Source organism: Ornithinimicrobium cerasi (genome assembly GCF_003702705.1).
GTDB classification, from domain to species: domain Bacteria; phylum Actinomycetota; class Actinomycetes; order Actinomycetales; family Dermatophilaceae; genus Ornithinicoccus; species Ornithinicoccus cerasi.
The window spans coordinates 269,714-289,545 of the sequence record NZ_QZMN01000001.1; the positions used below are offsets into that span (position 1 = coordinate 269,714).

A 19,832-nucleotide genomic window follows, 5' to 3' on the forward strand; every position below is an offset into this window, starting at 1 on the left:
GGTGTGCGGTGCCCCGCCCGTCTGGTGCCCGTGGCGTAGCCGGAGGTGTCGGGCAGGTGGGCTAGCGCAGCGAGAACGCCTCCGCGGGCACGACGCGCTCGCGCGCCCTGACCGCCGCGACCACGCGGCGCGCGACCTCGTCGGGGTCGAGGCCCTGCGGCAGCCGCGGCGCCGTCCCCGAGAGCGGGCGCGAGGCCAGCCCCGTCTCGGTGTGCGGGGGCCGCACGTCGATGACGTCCACCCCCGACCGGCGCAGCTCCACGGCGAGGGCGGTGTCGAGGGCGGCCAGCGCGGCCTTGCTGGCGGAGTAGGACGCCATGCCCGCGGTGGGCCGCTCCGCCACCAGACCGGAGATCTGGGCGATGAAGCCGTGGGACCGCCCGAGCGCCGGGATGACGCGTCGGAGGAGGAACAGCGGCCCCACGACGTTGGTGAGGAACAGCTGCTCGAGCACCGTGTCGTCGGTGTCGACCAGCGACCCGAAGGCGACGACGCCGGCGGCGTTGACCAGGCCGTCCAGGCGTCCGTCGTGATCCCGGTCGACGACGGCCACCAGCTCGTCGCCGAGCCTGGCGTCGGAGACGTCACCGGTGAGGACCGAGCCACCGGCCCCCAGCGCGGTGAGCCGGTCCCGGTCGCGGCCGACCACCGTCACGACGGCACCGGCCCCGGACAGCTCCCTGACCACCCGTGACCCCAGGGCACCCGTCGCCCCGAGAACGGCGACGTGGGCGCCGGCCAGGTCGCGCTCCGGACGTCCGGTCATGGGCAGGCTCCTACGGTGGGGGGATGAACGAGACGCCGCAGGGACCCGGTGCCCGCCAGCACGCCCTGGAGCTCGTCCTGGCGCCCGCGGACGACACCGCGGTGCGGACGCTGTGGGACGTCCTGGAACGGGCGGGGGTCCGCTCCTCGGCCCGCCACCGCGGCCCCACCCACCGGCCGCACGTGACCGTCCTGTCGGGCCCGCGCCCGAGCGAAGTGGTGGTCGAGCTCGCGGCCGAGCTGTGGCACGACCTGCTCCCGACGCAGCTCTCGGCAGCGGGACTGGTCCTGCTGGGCGGGACGAGACCGGCGCTGGCCGAGCTCCTCGTCGCCGACCCGGCCACCGTCGCGGCCCGCGGACAGGTGCAGATGCTCTGGTCGGGCGCGGACGCCCGCCCGTGGGTCCCGCACCTCACCCTCGCCCCGCGGCTCCGCCCGGAGGAGCTGACCTCCGCGCTCGCCGCGCTGCAGGACGGGGCGGCCCGCCCTCCGGCGCGCGACGGCATACCCGTGCGGGTCGCGAGCGGTCTGCGGTGGTGGGACCCGGACGAGGGTGTCGTGCACGAGCTGTCCCCTCAGCCGTCGTAGCGCGGCCGCGGCGGCTGAGGGCGCTGGCGGGCGAACTCGCCGCCCTCACGACCGCCGTAGGGCCGGCCGTGGTCGGCGTACTCGTCCCGGACGTAGGTGAAGGCCCGCCCACCTGCTCGCACCACGGCGCCCGTCCGGAGCAGCACCGGTGCGCTCACCTCCGCGCCGCCGACGGTGGTGACGACGCCGGCCACAGGCACGGCCTCGTACTCGTCCGTCGCGGGGTTGCGGCGGATCTCGACGTGGCCGGGGGAGAGGTCCGACAGGCGCAGGTCGTCCTCGGCGGAGGACCCGATGCGGGTGGTGCCGCGGCGCAGGGGCAGGACCTGCCGCTCGCCACCCTCCTCTGGGGGGACCAGGTAATAGACGAGGCGCGGCGTCCCCCCGCCCAGCGGGTCGTGGGTGGTGGTGACACGGCGCCGGCGCGGTGGCGTGAGCGTCGGGGCGACGGGCAGGGGGGTGAGGGGGGGCACCAGGCGGGTCAGGGCCGGGCCGCCGGAGTCCCCGCGGGAGCGCAGCATCCGCAGCGCAGCACGGCGGTCGTGGACGTGGATGTGGGGCGACCGGAGCACCGCGCGCTCCCCGAAGGACTGCTTGACCCGGCCCAACGAGACCACCGGCCGGTCGTCGGCGGCCACGACCAGCGTGACGTCGTCGTCGGCGAGCAGCCGCGCGAGGTCGCGGACGGGGTCGGCGACCGCCCGCGCGGGAGCGCCGAGCGGCACGTCCCCCAGCCCGGTCAACGACAGGGTCAGGGTGCGGCCGCTGCCGGTGAGGCGGCCGGAGAGACGACGACCGAGGTCGTCGTCCGCCTGGCCGGTGTCCACGCTGAGGGTCAGGTCGGCCTCGAGACGGAGCGCGCGGGCCACGGTGCTCAGCCGCCGGCGCCGGGGGAGTGGGTGTCGTCCTCGGTGGTGATGCGCAGCGTGCCGTCGAGCTTCCAGGTCGCGCGGGGGGCGTCGGCGCCGGTGTCGCGGGGGACCTCGACCTTCATGTCCACGAACGTGTAGTTGATCGCTGCGCCCTGGCCGGTGAGGTAGTTCCACATCTCCTTGCCGAGGTCGGTCCAGGAGACCGCCTCCCCGGAGGAGCCGGTGACGGTGCCGTCGGTGCTGGGGCTGGGGTTGATCGTCATGGTCGTGCCTTCCAGGAGTGCTGAAGAACGTTTGTTCAACGTTTGTCCAGTGTTGCACCCCGGCGGCCGGACGGCAACCCCTAGCGACGATCCGGTGGGTGGACGGCCAGGGCGCGCGGCTGCCCGTCCACCGCGAGGACCAGGACGTCACCCTCGGGCGCCCCTTCCACCGCGGCGGCGAGCTGGTCGACGGTGGCCGCACCGGCGGGGCCGGCGTCGGACCGCCACACCTGCACGAACGCCCCCGCCCGGGCGGCCAGCTCGGCGCGACCGGCGGCGTCGAGCTCACCGACGACCACCACGGTGCGTCGCACCGGCTGCGGCGCGGCCCCCGTCCCCGTCCCGGGCTCGACCGCCGCCAGGTCCTGCCGGTCGGACCGGAAGACCGTCCAGTGGTAGGCCGACAGCAGCGAGGTGGTGACGAGGATGCCGAGGGCGAAGCGGATCCTGCGCATCGTCTCGGTGTCCAGGCTGCCGGCCAGCGCGTCCTCGAGCACGAGGTAGGCCAGGGTGATGAGCGCGACGACGGCGGCCAAGAAGGCCACCCCGAAGAGGACCAGCAGGTAGGTCCGCCTCGTCACCGAGCGCAGCTCGGGGGCGGGGTCGGAGCGGCGGGCCCCCTGGGCGAGCCGCCAGTGCCACAGCCACACCGGGATCCCCACCGCCAGGAGCACCAGGGCCGCGAGCAGGGCGTTGAGGGCGCTGGCGCCGACGACGAGGTCACCCCGGGCGGCGATGGCCTCGACGAGGGTGACGAGGATCATGACCAGCCCGGAGGAGGCTGCGAGCAGTCCCACGGCGGCCATGACGTACTCGTAGACCCGCCGGACCTCGGTGCGGCCACCCGGTACCCGTCGCCCGGCGTCGAGCACGGCCTGGTGGTACCACCACACCAGCAGCCCGACGACGACGATGCCGAGCTCGCCGGGCGCGTCGGCGAAGTGCTCCGCGGCGGTCGCCGCCCGGGGCTCCCCGACCAACCAGACGAGCACGTCATACCCGAGGACGCTCAGCGCGCTGATCGCGGCGAGGAGCCCCCCACCGACCCCCACGAGCAGCACGAGGGTGAGCCAGCCCGTGCCACGCGGTCCGCGCGAGGCGTCGTACAGCCAGTAGACCGCCCACACCGCTGCGCCGACCGCGGCCAGGGCAGCTGCGCGTAGCAGGGGGTCGGCACCGCCGCCCACGATCGGGTCGCCCGCCAGGCCGGTGAGCTCCTCCGTCGTCGCGGCCACGAGGTCGGCCAGCCCCAGCGCCGCGGTGACCAGGCCCACCAGCGCACCCAGGAGCACGAGCGGGCGCAGCTGCTCCGCCGGGGTCCCCCGCCCGGCCCACCAGCGTTGCCCGGCCCAGACGAGGGTCCACACCACGGCCAGCGCCACGCCGCTGGAGCGGAAGGTCCGCGCGCCCACGAGCATGGTCAGGGTCTGGTACCAGCCGACCATGGCGGTGAGGAGCGAGACGAGACCGACGATGGTGAGGTATGCCGTCCAGCCCCCGGAGCGGAGCTCGCGCGGGTCCGCAGCCGCTCGCCTCGCGGTCCACCACGCGAGCAGCCCCCACAGCGGCAGCGCGACGAGGGCGAGCGCCAGCTGCAGGGCGAGCGTGGCGTCGTCGGAGACGAGGGTGCGACCGGTGTCGAGGAGGCGGGCCAGCAGCCCGGTCACGCCGGAGGCGGCCGCCAGGAGCAGCCCGACGAGGAGGAGGTACTGGAAGAAACGGCGCACCGACTGCCCGCCGCCGACGGGCGCAGACGTCGGGCCCGCCCCGCTGCCGCGGCGCCGGACCGCGACGACGACGAGGACGACCAGACCGACGATGACGGCGAGCGTGAGCAGGCTGCTCACCAGCGGGAGGATCACGGCTTCCCACCCGTCGGTGCGACGCAGGTGAACATCGGCCACGGCTCCCCGGTGATCACCCAGCGCTCCTGAGCACGCACCAGGCTGAAGGACTCTTCCTGGGCCCACTCGCCCGACCCCAGGGGACCCTCCTCCCCGTAGACCAGCTCGACCCGGACACGGGCCGTGTCCCCGTCCACCTCGGAGGAGCGCAGCACCACCCGCGCGTCGGGCTCGTGGACGTTGCGCTCCAGGTCCTCCACCGTGCACCCACCCTCGGGGTCGAGGACCGCCGCGGCCCCCTCGAGGTCGCGGTCGTAGACCCGGGACACGTAGTCCTGCACGGCAGCCTCGGGGGAACCGGCCGGCAGGTCACCCTCGCCGCGCGTGGCGGACAGGACGCCCGCGACCACCGCCAGCAGCACGAGGATCCCGACGACGACGGCGAGCACCCTGCCCGGTGGGCTGTTCATGGGCCCAGCGTCCCACCGCCCTGACCTGCGGTACAGCGCCGCGGATGTGATCTGGGGCACCCTGGCGCGGGCCGGTCCCCTCGGTCAGCCGACCGCGGCGATCGGGCCCTGCGCGGGCACCCCGGAGCCGTCCCGCTTGTCGTTGGTCTCCGGGAGGTCCACCGGCACGCCGTTGGCCGAGGCCGCCAGGGGAGGTGCGGCGCCGGCCCAGCCGAGGGTGAGCACGGCCTCGCCGCGCAGGAACCGGTGACAGCGCACCCCGCCGGTGGCGCGGCCCTTGGCCGGGTAGGCCCACATGTCGGTCACCTTGACCGAGCCGGCGTCGGTGCCCCGCGCCGCCCCGGGGGGGCCGGACACGGTGACGACGACGTTCTCCGCGCTGGGGTCCACGGCGCAGAAGCCGACGACCGTCGCGCCCGTGGACAGCTTGACCCCGGCCATGCCGCCCCCGGCACGGCCCTGCGCCCGCACCGCGGACGCCGGGAAGTGGAGGAGCTGGGCGTCACTGGTGACGAAGACCAACGTCTCCTCGCCGGTGGACAGCTGCACGGCACCGACCACGCCGTCACCCTCCTTCAGCGCGATGACCTCGAACGACTCCTTGTTGCCGGGGTAGTCCGGGTGGACCCGCTTGACGACCCCCTGCCGGGTGCCCAGCGCCAGGCCCGGCCCCTCGGGGTCGAGGGTGCACAGCGCCAGGGCCTGCTCACCGGGCGGCAGGTCGACGAACGCCGACAGCGGCGCCCCGCCCGACAACGATGGCGCACCGGCGGTCGGAGGCAGGCTGGGCAGCTCGACGACCGAGAGCCGCACCAGCCGCCCTGCCGAGGTGAGGAGGCCGACGTGGCCACGGGCGGTGGCGGGCACCCGCGAGGTCAGGACGTCGTGCTTGCTGCGCCGGCCCCCCGTGCCCAGCTCGCCGTCGGCAGCGGCCCGGGCGAGCAGGCCGGTCGAGGACAGCAGCACCCAGCAGGGGTCGTCGGCGACCTCGAGGGGGGCGGCGCCGCCCCGGACGGCCGGGGCGCCGGCGGCACTCGTCATACCGGAGGCTCCGTCGCTCTCCAGGAGCACGGTGCGGCGCGGGGTGCCGTGCCGCAGGGCCACCTCGGCGAGCTCCTCGCTGACCAGCGCGAGCAGCTGCTGCGGGTCGTCGAGGAGGATCTGGAGCCGCTCGATCTCGCGCCGCAGGTCGTCGCGCTCGGCCTCCAGCTCCAGGCGGGAGAACTTCGTCAACCGGCGCAGCTGGAGGTCGAGGATGTGGTTGGCCTGGATCTCGGAGAGGTCGAAGACCTGCATGAGCCGGGTGCGGGCGGTGGCGACGTCGTCGGCCGCGCGGATGAGCTGGATCACCTCGTCGATGTCGAGGACGGCGATCAGCAGGCCCTCGACCAGGTGCAGCCGGTCCTTCTTGCGCCCCAGCCGGTGTGCCGTGCGCCGCCGCACCACGTCGGTGCGGAAGTCGACGTAGACCTGGAGCAGCTGGCGCAGCCCCAGCGTGCGGGGCTGCCCCTCGACGAGCGCGACGTTGTTGATCCCGAAGGACTCCTCCATCGGCGTGAGCTTGTAGAGCTGCTCCAGGACCGCCTCGGGGTTGAACCCGGTCTTGATCTCGATGACGAGGTGCAGTCCCTTGGTGCGGTCGGTGAGGTCGATGATGTCCGAGATCCCCTGCAGCTTCTTGGACTGCACCAGCTGCTTGACCTTATCGATCACCTTCTCCGGGCCCACGAGGTAGGGCAGGTCGGTGACGACGATGCCCTTGCGGCGCGGCGTGACGTTCTCGATGCGCGCGGTGGCGCGGGTGCGGAACGACCCGCGGCCGGACTCGTAGGCCTCCCGGATGCCGTCCAGCCCGACGATCCGCCCGCCCAGCGGCAGGTCGGGCCCCGGCACGAAGCGCATCAAGGCCTCCAGGTCGGCCTCGGGGTTGGCGATGAGGTGCCGGGCCGCGCCGATCACCTCGACGAGGTTGTGGGGGGCCATGTTGGTGGCCATCCCGACGGCGATGCCCGAGGCGCCGTTGACGAGCAGGTTGGGGAAGGCGGCCGGCAGCACCTCGGGCTGGGTCAGCTGCTCGTCGTAGTTGGGGACGAAGTCGACGGTGTCCTCGTCGAGGCTGGCGGTCATCAGCAGCGCCGCCGACGCCATCCGCGCCTCGGTGTAGCGGCTGGCCGCCGGGCCGTCGTCGAGCGAGCCGAAGTTGCCGTGCCCGTCGACGAGCGGCAGGCGCATGGTGAACGGCTGGGCCATCCTCACCATCGCGTCGTAGATCGCGGTGTCCCCGTGGGGGTGGTACTTGCCCATCACCTCGCCCACCACCCGCGAGCACTTGACGTGCCCGCGGTCCGGACGCAGGCCGAGCTCGTGCATCGCGTAGAGGATGCGACGCTGCACCGGCTTGAGGCCGTCGCGCGCGTCGGGCAGCGCCCGGGAGTAGATGACCGAATACGCGTACTCGAGGAAGGCGCCCTCCATCTCCTCCTGGACGTCGATCTCGACGATCTTCTCCTCGACGTCGAACAGGTCCTCGCTCTGCGTCGGCTTGCGGCGGGGCATGGGGGACGGGCGCTCCTGCGGTCGGTGGTCCGGTGTGGCGCTTCAGGGTATGCCGTGCCCGCGCGGCTCCGGCGGAGGCACGGACGAACCGTTGTGCCGGTGCCGGTGCCGGCGCCGGTGCCCCCGCCGGTGCCGGTCCGACCTCCGCCGCGAGAGACAGGGCGGCAGGGACGGGTGCGTCGCTCGTCCCCTCCCGCACCCCGTGACGCTCAGCCGTCACGCAGGTCGGACACCGTCGTCATCGTGTAACCGTTGGCCCGCAGGACGTTCACGATCTGCGGCAGGGCGTCGGCGGTCCTGAACCCGCCCAGGTGCGCCAGCACGATCGCCCCGGACGGGGGCAGCGGGCTGGTCGTGCGCGAGACGATCTGCGCGGTCGTCGTCGCCGGGTCCCAGTCGATGGTGTCGCGGGCCCACATGACCGTCACCGGGTAGCCGACGGCCGCCGCCTGGTCGCACCCACGCGTTCTGGGCACCGTAGGGCGGGCGCCACAGCGGCCGGCTCTCCGTCCCGGACAGGCGCTCCAGCACCGGCTCGGCCAGGGTCAGCTCGGAGCGCACGAAGGTCTGCGTCATCGCCCGCGCGCAGGGCGCGGAGGAGGGTGAGCCGCCACCGCCGTTGACGAGGTCGCAGTGGTGGACGGTGTGGTTGCCGACCTCGAACAGCTCGGGGTGCGCGGCGATCTTCGCCATCACCCGCCGCCCCTCGGCGGTGTCGGCCATGATGCTCGTCGGGAAGAACGTCGTGCACACCTGGTTCGCCACCAGGAAGTCCACGATGCCGGTGGCACCGGTGAGGTTGCCACCCATGTCGAGCGTGAACGCCAGCTTCCTGCTGTCGGTGCCGGGCACCGTGGTGAGCACCTGCTGCGACCCGCCGAGCAGGGTGGGGCCGGCCCAGCAGACGCCCCGCTCACGCTGCGCGGCGCGCGCCACGTCGACGGGCAGGGAGAGCTTGCCACCCAGCAGGTATGCCGTGGTGGGGGTCAGGCGGTCCAGCTCGCCGCTCCCGGGGATGCCGGTGGGCCGCGCCAGCAGGATCGGGCCACGGGTGTGCCTGGTCGCGGGCACCCCCGCGAGCGCGTCGGGGAAGGAGAGGCCGGTGGCGATGGCCACGCCCGGCCGGTCGGGGCCGAAGACCCGGGTCGAGACGGCCAGGGCCGTCCGGTAGCGGTCCGTGCCGGACACCCGCTCGGTGGTGGCGATGGTGCCTAGCTGGGCGGCCGCCGTGTCCGACACCGCGGACGCCCCGCCCACCAGGACGATGCGCGAGGGGTTGAGCCGGTCGATCTCGGCGAGCACGACGGCGGGCACGGAGGTCGTGTCGCTGAGCAGCACCGGCGCTCCCTGGACCACCGCGGCGGCGCCGGCGGACAGGGCGTCCGGCCAGTTGCGCCCCGTGGAGACGTAGACGATGTCCGCGCTGGGGAAGGCGTTGCGGCTCACCGCGGCCGAGGTGTCGAACCGGGTGTTCCCGGCCACCCGGGTCACGGTGCCGGAGGTGTACGCACGCAGGGCCTCGAGCACGGTCCCGCCGACCGCTCCCGCGCCGCCGACCACGACGATCCGGGCGGGCCGCAGCCTGGTCAGCTCCATCCTCGTCGCCGTCGGGATGCCGTCCGGACGCACGAAGAGCACCGGGCTGGAGGCCCGACCGGCGGCCGGGCCCGCGCTCAGCGCGTCGGGGAAGGCGGCACCGCTCGCGACGTAGACGACCGGGACCCCCGGGGCGAAGAACCGCCCGGTGATGCTGGCCGCGGTGCCGTAGCGGTCCGCACCGGAGAGCCGCACGACCGAGAAGTCCAGGTCGCCGTCCTGCAGCGTCGGCGCCGTGACGACGGAACCTCCCACCCCGGCCGGGACGGGTGCCCCGCTCGCCCCCAGCGAGGGGGCCAGGACCGTCGCCAGCGCGCAGCTGGCGGCGATGATCAGGTGTCGGATCCTCATGGCGTGCTCCCTTGCTCGCACGCGGCGCCCTCGGACGGGCCCCGTCACCCTGTATGTCGCAGAGCGGGCCCGGATGGTTCATGCCGGCCGGTCCTGGTGGCGGGCGTGTGGTTGGGTGTCGCTCATGCAGATGCTCGACGCGGCCCGGGTGCGCGCCCTGCTGGCACCGCGGGACCTGGTCGAGGCGCTGCGGGTCGCGTTCGCCGCCCCGGACGTGACCGTCCCCGAGCGGAGCCACCACCGCCTCGACGACGAGCGCGACGCGACCCTGCTGCTCATGCCCGCCTGGCGGACGGGCCGGTTGCTCGGCGTCAAGATCGTCACCCACCACCCCCGCAACGGCGAGCACGGCCGTCCGGCCATCCACGGGACGTACGTCCTCGGCGACGCCGCGACCGGGGAGCCGCTCGCCGTGCTCGACGGCACCGAGCTCACCCGGTGGCGCACCGCCGCGGCCAGCGCCCTCGCCGCGGACCACCTCGCCCCGGAGGTCGTCCGCGAGCACCTGCTGGTCGGCGCCGGAAACGTGGCCGCCGCGGTGCCGCACTGCTACGCCGCCGTCCGCGACGTGCACCTGACCCGGGTCTGGGCCCGCTCGCCCGCGCGGGCGGCCTCCCTCGTCGACCGGCTGCGCGCGGGGGTCCGGCGCGCGGACGTCATCACCTGCGCGACCTCCGCGACCGAGCCCTTGGTCCACGGCGCCGACGTCGGGCCGGGCACCCACGTCGACCTCGTCGGCGCCTTCACGCCGCAGATGGTCGAGGGAGACGAGCAGCTGGTCACCTCCGCCAGCCTGTTCGTCGACGTCGGGGCGGCTCTGCACGAGCCGGGCGACCTCGTCGGACCCCTCGGGCGGGGCACCCTGCGACCCGAGGACGTCCTGGGGGACCTGGCGGACCTGGCCGCGGGGCGGCATACCGGGCGTGCCGGTCCGGAGGAGGTGACGGTCTTCAAGTCCGTGGGCACCGCCCTCGAGGACCTCGTCGCCGCGACCGTCGTCTGGGAGGCCCGCACGAGGGCCGGCGACGGGGGCCGGGGGTGAGCGAGCGGGCCGCGGACCGGGCCGTCGACGGGCTCGCGGCGGGGGAGCGCTACCTCGCTCTGCTCGCCGACGACCGCCCCGCGGAGGACTACGCCGTCCTCCTCCAGGAGGCCCGGGCGGCGGGCGCCGACGCCGAGATCGTGGGGCGGCTGCACCAGCTCGCGCTGCGGGCCCGGGGCCTGCGCGAGGTGGGTCGACGTCGCGAGTCCGAGCTCGCGGCCCTCTTCGACACGGTGGCCGACCTCGCCGCGCTCAAGGATCTCGACGACGTGCTGGAGGCTATCGTCCGGCGCGCCCGCACGCTCCTGGCCTGCGACGTCTCCTACCTGTCCCTCAACGACGACGAGGCGGGGGAGACCTACATGCGGATCACCCAGGGCATCCACTCCGAGGAGTTCCGCCGGGTCCGTCTGGGGTTCGGCGAGGGCCTCGGTGGCCTCGTCGCCCAGACCGCGAGGCCCTACGCGACCGCCGACTACTTCTCCGACGAACGGTTCGAGCACACCCGGACGATCGACAGCGCCGTCGGCAGCGAGGAGCTCACGGCGATCCTGGGCGTGCCGCTCCTGCTGGGCCGCACGGTCATCGGGGTGCTCTACGCCGCCAACCACGACCCGCGGCCCTTCAGCCGGGAGGACGTGGACCTGCTGACCAGCTTCGCCGGGCACGCGGCGGTCGCCCTCGACAACGCGCGCCGCACCGAGGAGAACGCCGCCGCGTTCGCCGACCTGCGCCGCACGGGTGAGCTGCTGAGGCAGGCCGCGGAGGGCTCCCAGCGCGCCGCGGACGCCCACGACCGCCTCGCCAACGTGGTCCTGCAGGGGGGCGACCTCGGTGATGTCGCCGGGGAGCTGCAGCAGGTGCTCGGCGAGCCCGTGCACGTGGTGGACGCCCAGGGCACCACCCTGGCCACCAGCGACCCGGGGTGGGCCCCGGACGAGGACGTCATGGAGCTCGTGCGGCGCTCGCTGGAGGACAACCGCACCCACGTGGAGGGCGGCCTGAGCGTGGCGACCGTGTGGGCGGGCGGCGCGCCCCTGGCGGCCGTCCTCGTCCGCGGCGAGGTGGACGACCTCAACCGCCGCATCCTCGAGCGGGCCGCGGGCACGGCGGCCCTCATCATGGTGGTCCAGCGCAGCGTCGCGGAGACCGCGTCGCGCCGCCGCGGCGACCTGCTCGTGGACCTGCTGCTGGGGCGGACCGGGGCCGGTGCCCTCACGGCCCGGGCCAGCCTGCTCGGCGCCGACCTCTCCCGCCCCCACGCTGTGCTCGTCGCCGCCGGGGCCGACCCCGTCGCCGTGCAGTGGGCGACCGACCAGGCGGCGGGTGCCGGGGGACTGTGCGCCGAGGTCGACGACCGCCTCGTGCTCGTCCTGCCGGACCGCGACCCTCTCGGCACCGGCAGGCATGTCGTGGAGCGGGCCCGCGGGTCGGGCGCCCCCCCACGACGCACCGTGGGACGCGACCTGCCGACGGTCGGCGTCGCCGGGCCGGCGAGCGGGGCGGACGGCGTGCGGTCCGCCTACGTCGAGGCGACGAGATGCCTGGAGGCCCTGCTCGCCCTCGGCCGGCGCGGGGACGTCGCCGATGCCGCGACCCTGGGTTTCGTCGGGCTGCTGCTGGGCCGCGGCGACCCCGCCGAGCACGTCCGGGCCCGCCTCGGCCCGGTGATCGACTACGACACCGAGCGGCGCACCGGGCTCGTCGGAACGCTCGAGGCGTGGCTGGCGGAGGACCGACGCCTGGGCCGGACGGGGGAGCGGCTGCACGTCCACCCCAACACCGTGACCCAGCGCCTCGACCGCGTCGGCCAGCTGCTGGGGCCGGGGTGGCAGGCCCCCGACCGGCTGCTGGAGCTGCAGCTCGCCCTGCGCCTGCACCGGGTCTTGTCCTGACGCGACGCGGGTGCTGCGGCCCGTCGTGGGCGGGGAGCGAGACGACGAGGGAGAATGCGGGGGTATGAGCACGGACGCGACCGGCCTGGCGTACCCCTTCGACCTCGGCACCTACACCCGTGCGGTGACGACGCGCTCCGAGGAGGCCGGGGTGTGGTTCACCCGGGGGCTGGTCTGGACCCTGGCGTTCAACCACGAGGAGGCCGACCTCTGCTTCCGGACGGCGCTGGAGCACGATCCGACCTGCGCCATGGCCCACTGGGGGGTGGCCCTGGCCCTGGGTCCCAACTACAACAAGCCGTGGGACTTCTTCACACCGGACGAGGCGCGTCAGGTCCTGGAACGCGCCCGCTCCAGCGCGGCGGCGGCACTGGCAGGATCCGAGGGGTGCACGCCCGTCGAGCGGGCACTCATCGCGGCCCTGCAGGTCAGGTATCCGGCGGACCGCCCGGTCGAGGAGTGCCAGGCGTGGGAGCACGCCTTCGCCGAGGCGATGGGTGCGGTCCACGACGAGCACCGTGACGACCCGGACGTGGCCTGCCTCTACGCCGGGGCGCTGATGAACCTGACCGCCTGGCGGCTGTGGGACGGGCGCACCGGCCAACCGGCGGAAGGGTCACGCACCCTGGAGGCCAGGACGGTGCTCGAGGAGGCCCTCGTGCGGCCGGGTGGCGACCGGCATCCCGGCCTCCTGCACATGTACATCCACCTCATGGAGATGTCTCCCACCCCCGAGGTGGCTCTGCCCGTCGCCGAACGGCTGCGCGGTCTGGTCCCGGACGCCGGGCACCTGGAGCACATGCCCAGCCACCTGCACGTCCTCGTCGGGGACTACGAGCAGGCCCTGGTGGTCAACCAGGCCGCGTCGCGAGCCGACGCCGCCTTCGTGGCGGCCCGGGGGCCGCTGAACTTCTCCACGCTCTACCGTGCGCACAACCTGCACTTCCAGGTGTATGCCGCGATGTTCCTGGGGCGGAGCGGTGACGCCCTGCGCGCCGCGGAGGCTCTGGAGGCGGAGATCCCCCGCGCGCTGCTGCTCGTCGACCTCCCGCCGATGGCCGACTGGCTCGAGGCCTTCGTGCCGGTCAAGGTCCACGCGCTGGTCCGGTTCGGCAGGTGGCAGGACCTCGTCAGCCTGCCCCTGCCGCAGGACCCCGACCTCTACTGCACCACGACGGCGATGCTGCACTACGGCAAGGGGGTGGCCCACGCGGCCCTGGGCCAGGTCGACGCCGCGGAGCGCGAGCGCGAGCTGTTCAGGAGCGCGGTCGCCCGGGTGCCGGCCTCCAGGATGCTCTTCAACAACACCAGCCTGGACCTCCTGCAGGTGGCGGACGCGATGCTCGACGGGGAGGTGGACTACCGCCGGGGCCGGGTCGAGGAGGCGTTCGAGCACCTCCGCCGTGCGATCGAGCTCGACGACGCTCTTCCCTACGACGAGCCGTGGGGCTGGATGCAGCCCACCCGGCACGCCTACGGGGCGCTGCTGCTCGAGCAGGGCCGGGTCGAGGAGGCCGAACGGGTCTACCGGGCCGACCTCGGTCTGGACGACACCCTGCCGAGGTCGCTGCAGCACCCCGGCAACGTCTGGGCCCTCCACGGCTACCACGAGTGCCTGGTCCGGCTGGGCCGGAGGGAGCTGGCCTCCGAGATCGAGCCCCGGCTGTACGCGGCCACGGACCGGGCGGACGTGCCCGTCCTCGCCTCGTGCCTGTGCCGCCTGGGCACCGCCCCGACGTGCTGCACCGAGGGCCCGCCGGACCGGCCCGCGTGACCACGGGGGGTCGGGTCAGGCGGTGGGCTCCTCGCCGTCCCCGGCGCTGATGGATCGCTCCACCGCGTGGCTCCGGCCCGTGCGCCGGCCGAGGAGGTCGGACAGGGTGCCCCACACCCCCCGGCGGAAGAGCAGCACGACGACGATGAAGACCGCACCGGTGATGATGCCGATGCCGTCGAAGCCCGAGGACGCGAGGAAGTCCTCCAGGAGCACGATGACCACCGCACCCGCGATGCCGCCCCACAGGGTGCCGATACCCCCGAGGACCGTGATGAGCACGACCTTGCCGGAGGTCTGCCAGGCCACCTCCTGCAGCGAGACGAACCCGTGGCTGATGGCGAAGATGCCGCCCGCCAGTCCGGCGAGGCCGGCGGAGAGCACGAACACCAGCACCCGGTAGCGCTCCACGTCGTAACCCAGGGCCCGCGCCCGGGCCGGGTTGTCGCGCGTGGCGACGAGGACCCGCCCGAAGGGGGAGTGCACGACGCGCCAGGCGAACCACATGCCGGCGACGATGATCGGCAGGGCGGCGTAGTAGAAGTAGAACGCCTGGTCCTCCACCGCCTCTACCCCGAAGAAGTGCGCGGGGACACCCTGGAGGCCGTTCTCACCGCCCGTCAGCCCGCGCCACTGGTTGACGACGAAGAAGAGCATCTGGGCGAAGGCCAGGGTCACCATCGCGAAGTAGATCCCGCTGCGCCTCACCGAGAGCACGCCGACGGGCCACGCGAGGGCCATCGCGAAGACCGCCCCCAGCAGGGCGGCGAGCGGGAACGGCAGCCCCCACTCGATCGCCGCCAGCCCGGCGACGTAGGCGGACCCGCCCCAGAAGGCCGCGTGCCCGAAGGAGAGGAGACCGGCATACCCCAGGAGCAGGTCGAGCGCGACGGCGAACAGCGCCCAGCAGGCGATGTCCATGGCGACCGGCGGGTAGACGAACCACGGCAGGGCCAGGGCCAGGACGAGGCCCAGCCCGACCAGCAGCCAGCCGCGTCGGGAGCGGCCCAGGAAGCCGCCCGTGCCGGCGAGGGCGGCGCCGGTCCCGGTCGCGTCGGAGGTCGAGGTGGGCGAGCTCATGCGTTCTCCTCCCGTCCGAACAGGCCGGCGGGTCGGACGAGGATGACCAGGGCCATGAGGACGAAGATCGCGATCTGGGACAGGGCGGGGGCGTAGGCCTGGCCGAACGCCTCCACGAGGCCCACGATGAAGCCGGCGACGACCGCGCCGACGATGGACCCGAGGCCGCCGATGACGACGACGGCGAAGAGGATGATGATGAAGCTGGACCCCATGTCGGCGGTGATCGCCCGGAACGGGGCGGCCAGCACCCCGGCGAGACCGGCCAGCGCGATGCCGAAGCCGAAGACCGGGGTCACCCAGCGGTTGACGTCCACGCCCAGGGCCCGGGTGAGCTCGGACTTCTCGGTCGAGGCCCGCACGATCATCCCGATGCGGGTCCGCGTCATGAGCAGCCAGACGGCGGCGCAGACGAGGAGCGAGAAGGCCAGGACGAACACCTGGTAGGTGGGCAGCCGGAGGGCGCCGAGGGTGATCTGCCCGGTCAGCAGGTCGGGGCGGGTGTAGGGCAGGCCCGAGACGCCGTACTGCCGCTTGACGAGGTCGACGAGCAGGAGGGTGAGGCCGAAGGTGAGGAGGAAGTTGTAGAGGGGATCGAGCGCGATGAGCCGGCTGACGAGCAGCCTCTCGATCACGACCCCGAAGACGAACATCACGACCGGCACGACGAGCAGCGCCAGCCAGAAGTTCAGCCCGAGCAGGTCCTGGAGGACGGCCGCCACGACTGCGCCGAGCATGTAGCAGGCTCCGTGCGCGAAGTTCACCACGCCGAGGACGCCGAAGATGATGGCCAGGCCCAGCGCGGCCAGGGCGTAGAAGCTCCCGGCGGCCAGCCCCTGGAGCGTGTACTGCAGGATCTCGTTCATGCCTCTCCTCGGCGGGGACGAGGCCGGGCGCCCCGCGCGGGGGGACGGGGCGCCCGGCCACTCGTCGGTCGGTCCGGCTGGGTCAGCCGAAGCTGCAGGTGCTGTCCTCGACGGGCTTGAAGGCCTCCTCGGCCGGGATCGTGGCGAGGATCTCCTCGTAGTCCCACTCCTCGGTGACCTCGTCGGCGGTCTTGACGCGGGCCAGGTAGACGTCGTGGATGACGCGGTGGTCCTCGGCCCGGATCTTGCCGTTCTTGAGGAAGACGTCGTCGATCTCCTTGCCCTCCAGGTGCCCCACGATCGTGTCGGCGTCGTCGGTCCCCTCGGCCTGGACCGCCTCGAGGTACTGGGTCGCGGCGGAGTAGTTGGCCGCGTGGGCGAAGCTCGGCCGGGTGCCGGTCTCCTCCATGAAGCGGTCGGCCCACGCGCGGTTCTCGTCGTCGAAGTTCCAGTACCAGGCCTCGGCGAAGTTGACGCCGTTGAACGCCTCGACACCCAGGGAGTGGATGTCCGTGATGAACATCAGGCCGACCGCCAGCTCGATGCCCTGGTCGACGTAGCCGCCCTCGTTGTACTGCTTCACGAGGTTGATGAGGTCACCGCCGGCCTGCATGGTGCCGATGACGTCCGGCTCCGCGCTGGCCGCCCGGGTGAGGAAGGTGGAGAAGTTGTCGTTGGGGAACGGGGTCGCGATGTGGTCGCCCACCGTGCCCCCGGCCGCCTCGATCGCCGCCGTGAACGACTTGTCCATGTCCTGGCCGAAGGCGTAGTCGGGGTAGATGATCTGCCAGTCGGTCGCCCCGCCCTCGGTCACGGCCGTGCCGGTGGCGTTGGCGAGCTGGTAGGTGTCGTAGGCCCAGTGGAAGGTGTACTTGTTGCACTGGGCGTTGGTGAGCTCGGTGGTGGCCGCGCCGATATTGAAGTAGAGCTTCTCCTTCTCCGCGGCCTGGGTGGCCACCGCGAGCGCGGCGGAGGAGGTCGGGACGTCGAGGATGATGTCGGCGCTCTCCCGGTCGTAGAGCTCCTGGGCCTTGGTGTTGGCGACGTCCGGCTTGTTCTGGTGGTCGGCGAAGGTGACCTCGACGTCCTCGACGACGGCGTCGTCGCCGTGCCGCTCCTGGAAGTCGGCGACCGCCATCTCCACGGCCTTGACCGAGTTGGGGCCGGACAGGTCCTTGTAGACACCGCTCTGGTCGTTGAGGACGGCGAGGACGAGCTTGCCGTCCGTGAACTCGTCGCTGCCGGCTCCGCCGGGGCCGGCGTTGCCGCAGGCGGACAGGGCCAGGACGCCGGCGGTCACGACCGCGGTCGCCACGATGCGCTTGGTGCTCATGGTGATGTTCTCTCCTTCGAGGTGCTGGCTGGCAGCGGGGTGGGGGTAGGGGCTGGGGAGTCGGGGGGTCTGGGGTCTGGAGGTATGGCGTGGGCCGGCCGGTCCCGGGTGCGCGGCTGGGCGGTCAGATGCCGAGGTACTCCAGCAGCTCGGACTGGCGGGCCGTGAACTCCGCGTTGTCGAGGTCGGCCGCGACCGAGCCCTCCGCGAGGACGTAGTGCCGGTCGGCGACCGTGGCGGCGAACTTCACGTTCTGCTCGACGAGCAGCACCGTGGTCCCGCGCGCCTTGACCTCCAGGAGGATGTCGCGGATGCGCTGGACGATGACCGGTGCGAGCCCCTCGCTGGGCTCGTCGAGCAGGAGCATCCGGGCCCCGGTCCGCAGCACCCGTGCGACGGCGAGCATCTGCTGCTCCCCGCCGGAGAGCGTGGTGCCGGGTGCGCGGCGACGGTCCGCGAGGACCGGGAACGCGTCATACACCTGGGACAGGCTCCACGCGGAGCCCGGGTCGGTGACGGGGGGGAGGGTGAGGTTCTCCTCCACCGACAGGGAGGCGTAGATCCCACGGTCGTCCTGCACCCAGCCCAGCCCGCGCCGGGCGCGCTGGTGCGGGTGCAGGCCGGTGATGTCCTCACCGTCGAGCGTGACCGTGCCGCGGACGTCGCTGTGCAGCCCCATGACCGAGCGCAGCAGGGTGGTCTTGCCGGCGCCGTTGCGGCCGACCAGGGTGACGACCTCGCCGGGGGCGACGGTGACGTCCACCCCGTGCAGGGCCTGGGCGTCGCCGTAGAAGGCGTCGAGCCCGCGGACCTCAAGCATGGCTGTCCTCCCCGAGGTAGGCGGTGATGACGCGCTCGTCGGTCCGGACCTCGTCGTAGGTGCCGCGGGCCAGGACCTCGCCGGCCATCAGCACGGTGACGTGGTCGGCGAGCGAGCCGACGACGTGCATGTTGTGGTCGACGAAGACGACGGTCCGTCCGGTGGCGATCCGCCGGACGAGCGCGATGGTCCGGTCGACGTCCTCCCGGCCCATGCCCGCGGTGGGCTCGTCCAGGAGCATGACCTTGGGGTCCAGGGCCAGCACGAGCGCCATCTCCAGGGCCCGCTTCTGCCCGTAGGCCAGCTCGCCCGCAGGCCGCTCGACGAGGTCGGCGAGACCGACCTCCTCCACGAGTTCCTCGGCCCGGCCCCGGAAGCGGCGCAGCACGGAGTCGGAGCGCCAGAAGCGCAGCCCGCCGCCGGCCATGCCCTGCAGCGCGAGCTCGACGTGCTCGCGCGGGTTGAGGTGGTCGAAGAGGCTGGTGATCTGGAACGAGCGCGCGACACCCTCGTGGGCGATCTGCTCCGGGGTCCGACCGGTGATGTCCCTGCCGTGCACGGTGATGGTGCCCGCGGTCGGCGGGATGAAGCCGGTGAGCAGGTTGAACAGCGTCGTCTTTCCGGCACCGTTGGGCCCGACCAGGGCGTGCACCTCGCCGTCGACGACGTCGAGGTCGACGTCCTTCACGGCGCGGAAGCCACGGAAGTCCTTCGTCAGGCCGCGCGCCGACAGGGCGACCGGCCGGGGATCGGGAGGGGTCATGGGGACTCACCGTAGGGCGGAGGCACCCGGTCTTCTATGTCGTGCCCTCACACAATGGTGTCGGTCCTCGTGTGCCGCTGCGACATGGACAGACGGCGACACGGCCGCTGAGGATGCTTGGCGAGGGACACGCCCGAGCCACCCGTCCGCCCCGCGGACCCGGTGGTCGACCGCAGGAGGAGTTGACACGTGACGAGACGGACCGTGCTGGTGACGGGTGGGGCCAGCGGCATCGGCGAGGCGGTGGCCCGGCGCAGCGCGCAGGACGGCTACCGGGTCATCGTGGCCGACCGCGACGCCGGGCCGGCCCAGCGCCTGGCCGCCGAGATCGGCGGGGAGGCCTGGGTCGTCGACCTCTCCGACACGGCCGCGCTGGAGGAGTTGCAGCTCGAGTGCGACGTGCTCGTCAACAACGCCGGGATCCAGCGGGTGGCGCCCATCCACGAGTACGTCGTCGAGGACTTCCGCCTCATCCACCGGCTGATGCTGGAGTCACCCTTCCTGCTGGTCAGGGCGGCGCTGCCGCACATGTACGCCCAGGGGTGGGGGCGCATCGTCAACGTCTCCTCGGCCCACGGCCTGCGGGCCTCGGAGTTCAAGTCCGCCTACGTGAGCGCCAAGCACGGGCTGGAGGGGCTGTCCAAGGTGGCCGCCCTCGAGGGGGCGCCGCACGGCGTCACCTCCAACTGCGTCAACCCGGGCTACGTCCGGACGCCCCTCGTCGAGAGCCAGATCGCGGACCAGGCGCGCACGCACGGCATACCGGAGAGCGAGGTGGTGTCGGGCATCATGCTCACCCGCTCGGCCGTCAAGCGCATGATCGAGCCCGCCGAGGTCGCGGCCCTCGTGGCGTTCCTGGTGTCCGACGACGCGGGCATGGTGACGGGCGCGTCCTACGTGATGGACGGCGGCTGGACCGCCCAGTGACACTCCCGTCCGGCGGGTCCGGCGGGT

The 19,832-nt window shown here is 73.5% G+C and carries 17 protein-coding genes; 5 read left to right on the plus strand and 12 right to left on the minus strand.

The annotated features are described in order from the left end of the window. Nucleotides 1-61: 61 nt before the first annotated feature. On the minus strand, nucleotides 62-766 hold the full coding sequence (locus tag D4B81_RS01285; RefSeq protein ID WP_122260713.1) for an SDR family NAD(P)-dependent oxidoreductase: 705 nt from the start codon (nucleotides 764-766) through the stop codon (nucleotides 62-64). 23 nt (nucleotides 767-789) lie between these two features. Between D4B81_RS01285 and D4B81_RS19095 the strand changes: the two genes are divergently transcribed. Then, entirely contained in the window at nucleotides 790-1,353 is a 564-nt protein-coding gene (locus D4B81_RS19095; protein ID WP_122260714.1) for a 2'-5' RNA ligase family protein, read from the plus strand. Here the strand turns inward: D4B81_RS19095 and D4B81_RS01295 are convergent. The 6 genes from D4B81_RS01295 to D4B81_RS01320 all read right to left on the minus strand — a co-directional run bounded on the left by D4B81_RS01295 (nucleotide 1,341) and on the right by D4B81_RS01320 (nucleotide 9,305). Next, nucleotides 1,341-2,222: an FHA domain-containing protein gene (locus tag D4B81_RS01295; RefSeq protein WP_122260715.1), complete on the minus strand. Its 882-nt coding sequence runs from the start codon at nucleotides 2,220-2,222 to the stop codon at nucleotides 1,341-1,343. The genes D4B81_RS19095 and D4B81_RS01295 overlap by 13 nt on opposite strands. Nucleotides 2,223-2,227: 5 nt before the next feature. Beyond that, nucleotides 2,228-2,488, minus strand: a complete 261-nt coding sequence (locus D4B81_RS01300) for a hypothetical protein (RefSeq protein WP_122260716.1) — start codon at nucleotides 2,486-2,488, stop codon at nucleotides 2,228-2,230. A gap of 80 nt (nucleotides 2,489-2,568) precedes the next feature. Further along, nucleotides 2,569-4,335, minus strand: a complete 1,767-nt coding sequence (locus D4B81_RS01305) for a DUF5671 domain-containing protein (RefSeq protein WP_161964949.1) — start codon at nucleotides 4,333-4,335, stop codon at nucleotides 2,569-2,571. Nucleotides 4,336-4,346: 11 nt separating this feature from the next. Then, nucleotides 4,347-4,802 (minus strand): hypothetical protein, encoded by a 456-nt coding sequence (locus tag D4B81_RS01310; protein ID WP_122260718.1) that lies wholly within the window; start codon nucleotides 4,800-4,802, stop codon nucleotides 4,347-4,349. An 84-nt stretch (nucleotides 4,803-4,886) separates the two neighbouring features. Then, entirely contained in the window at nucleotides 4,887-7,358 is a 2,472-nt protein-coding gene (locus D4B81_RS01315; RefSeq protein ID WP_122260719.1) for a DNA gyrase/topoisomerase IV subunit A, read from the minus strand. Between the two features lie 216 nt (nucleotides 7,359-7,574). Beyond that, nucleotides 7,575-9,305, minus strand: a complete 1,731-nt coding sequence (locus D4B81_RS01320; RefSeq protein ID WP_122260720.1) for a cell wall-binding repeat-containing protein — start codon at nucleotides 9,303-9,305, stop codon at nucleotides 7,575-7,577. Between the two features lie 124 nt (nucleotides 9,306-9,429). On the opposite strand from D4B81_RS01320, the gene lhpI reads away from it, so the two are divergent. The 3 genes from lhpI (at nucleotide 9,430) to D4B81_RS01335 (ending at nucleotide 14,016) form a co-directional block, all read left to right on the plus strand. Further along, the gene (gene lhpI / locus D4B81_RS01325) at nucleotides 9,430-10,347 is read left to right on the plus strand and encodes a bifunctional Delta(1)-pyrroline-2-carboxylate/Delta(1)-piperideine-2-carboxylate reductase (protein ID WP_161964950.1); all 918 of its coding nucleotides are present in this window, start codon (nucleotides 9,430-9,432) and stop codon (nucleotides 10,345-10,347) included. Beyond that, nucleotides 10,344-12,242 carry a helix-turn-helix domain-containing protein gene (locus tag D4B81_RS01330; protein WP_122260722.1) on the plus strand — a complete coding sequence of 633 codons (1,899 nt, stop codon included), beginning with the start codon at nucleotides 10,344-10,346 and terminating at the stop codon, nucleotides 12,240-12,242. Before lhpI ends, D4B81_RS01330 begins: the two co-directional genes overlap by 4 nt. A 64-nt stretch (nucleotides 12,243-12,306) precedes the next feature. Beyond that, complete coding sequence (locus tag D4B81_RS01335; protein WP_202613518.1) at nucleotides 12,307-14,016, plus strand: tetratricopeptide repeat protein; 1,710 nt, start codon at nucleotides 12,307-12,309, stop codon at nucleotides 14,014-14,016. A gap of 15 nt (nucleotides 14,017-14,031) precedes the next feature. Here D4B81_RS01335 and D4B81_RS01340 read toward each other — a convergent pair whose 3' ends face one another. The 5 genes from D4B81_RS01340 to D4B81_RS01360 form a co-directional block, all read right to left on the minus strand. Then, a complete protein-coding gene (locus D4B81_RS01340; protein ID WP_122260723.1) occupies nucleotides 14,032-15,096 on the minus strand; it encodes a branched-chain amino acid ABC transporter permease in 1,065 nt (354 codons plus the stop codon). Further along, a complete protein-coding gene (locus tag D4B81_RS01345; protein WP_122260724.1) occupies nucleotides 15,093-15,962 on the minus strand; it encodes a branched-chain amino acid ABC transporter permease in 870 nt (289 codons plus the stop codon). The genes D4B81_RS01340 and D4B81_RS01345 overlap by 4 nt, the downstream gene beginning before the upstream one ends. Nucleotides 15,963-16,044: 82 nt before the next feature. After that, entirely contained in the window at nucleotides 16,045-17,295 is a 1,251-nt protein-coding gene (locus D4B81_RS01350) for an ABC transporter substrate-binding protein (protein ID WP_122260725.1), read from the minus strand. A gap of 124 nt (nucleotides 17,296-17,419) precedes the next feature. Further along, entirely contained in the window at nucleotides 17,420-18,115 is a 696-nt protein-coding gene (locus tag D4B81_RS01355) for an ABC transporter ATP-binding protein (protein WP_122260726.1), read from the minus strand. Then, complete coding sequence (locus tag D4B81_RS01360; protein WP_097186407.1) at nucleotides 18,108-18,878, minus strand: ABC transporter ATP-binding protein; 771 nt, start codon at nucleotides 18,876-18,878, stop codon at nucleotides 18,108-18,110. Before D4B81_RS01360 ends, D4B81_RS01355 begins: the two co-directional genes overlap by 8 nt. A gap of 189 nt (nucleotides 18,879-19,067) precedes the next feature. Here D4B81_RS01360 and D4B81_RS01365 point away from each other — a divergent pair, with 189 nt between their 5' ends. Continuing rightward, a complete protein-coding gene (locus D4B81_RS01365; protein ID WP_122260727.1) occupies nucleotides 19,068-19,805 on the plus strand; it encodes a 3-hydroxybutyrate dehydrogenase in 738 nt (245 codons plus the stop codon). Nucleotides 19,806-19,832: the final 27 nt, after the last annotated feature.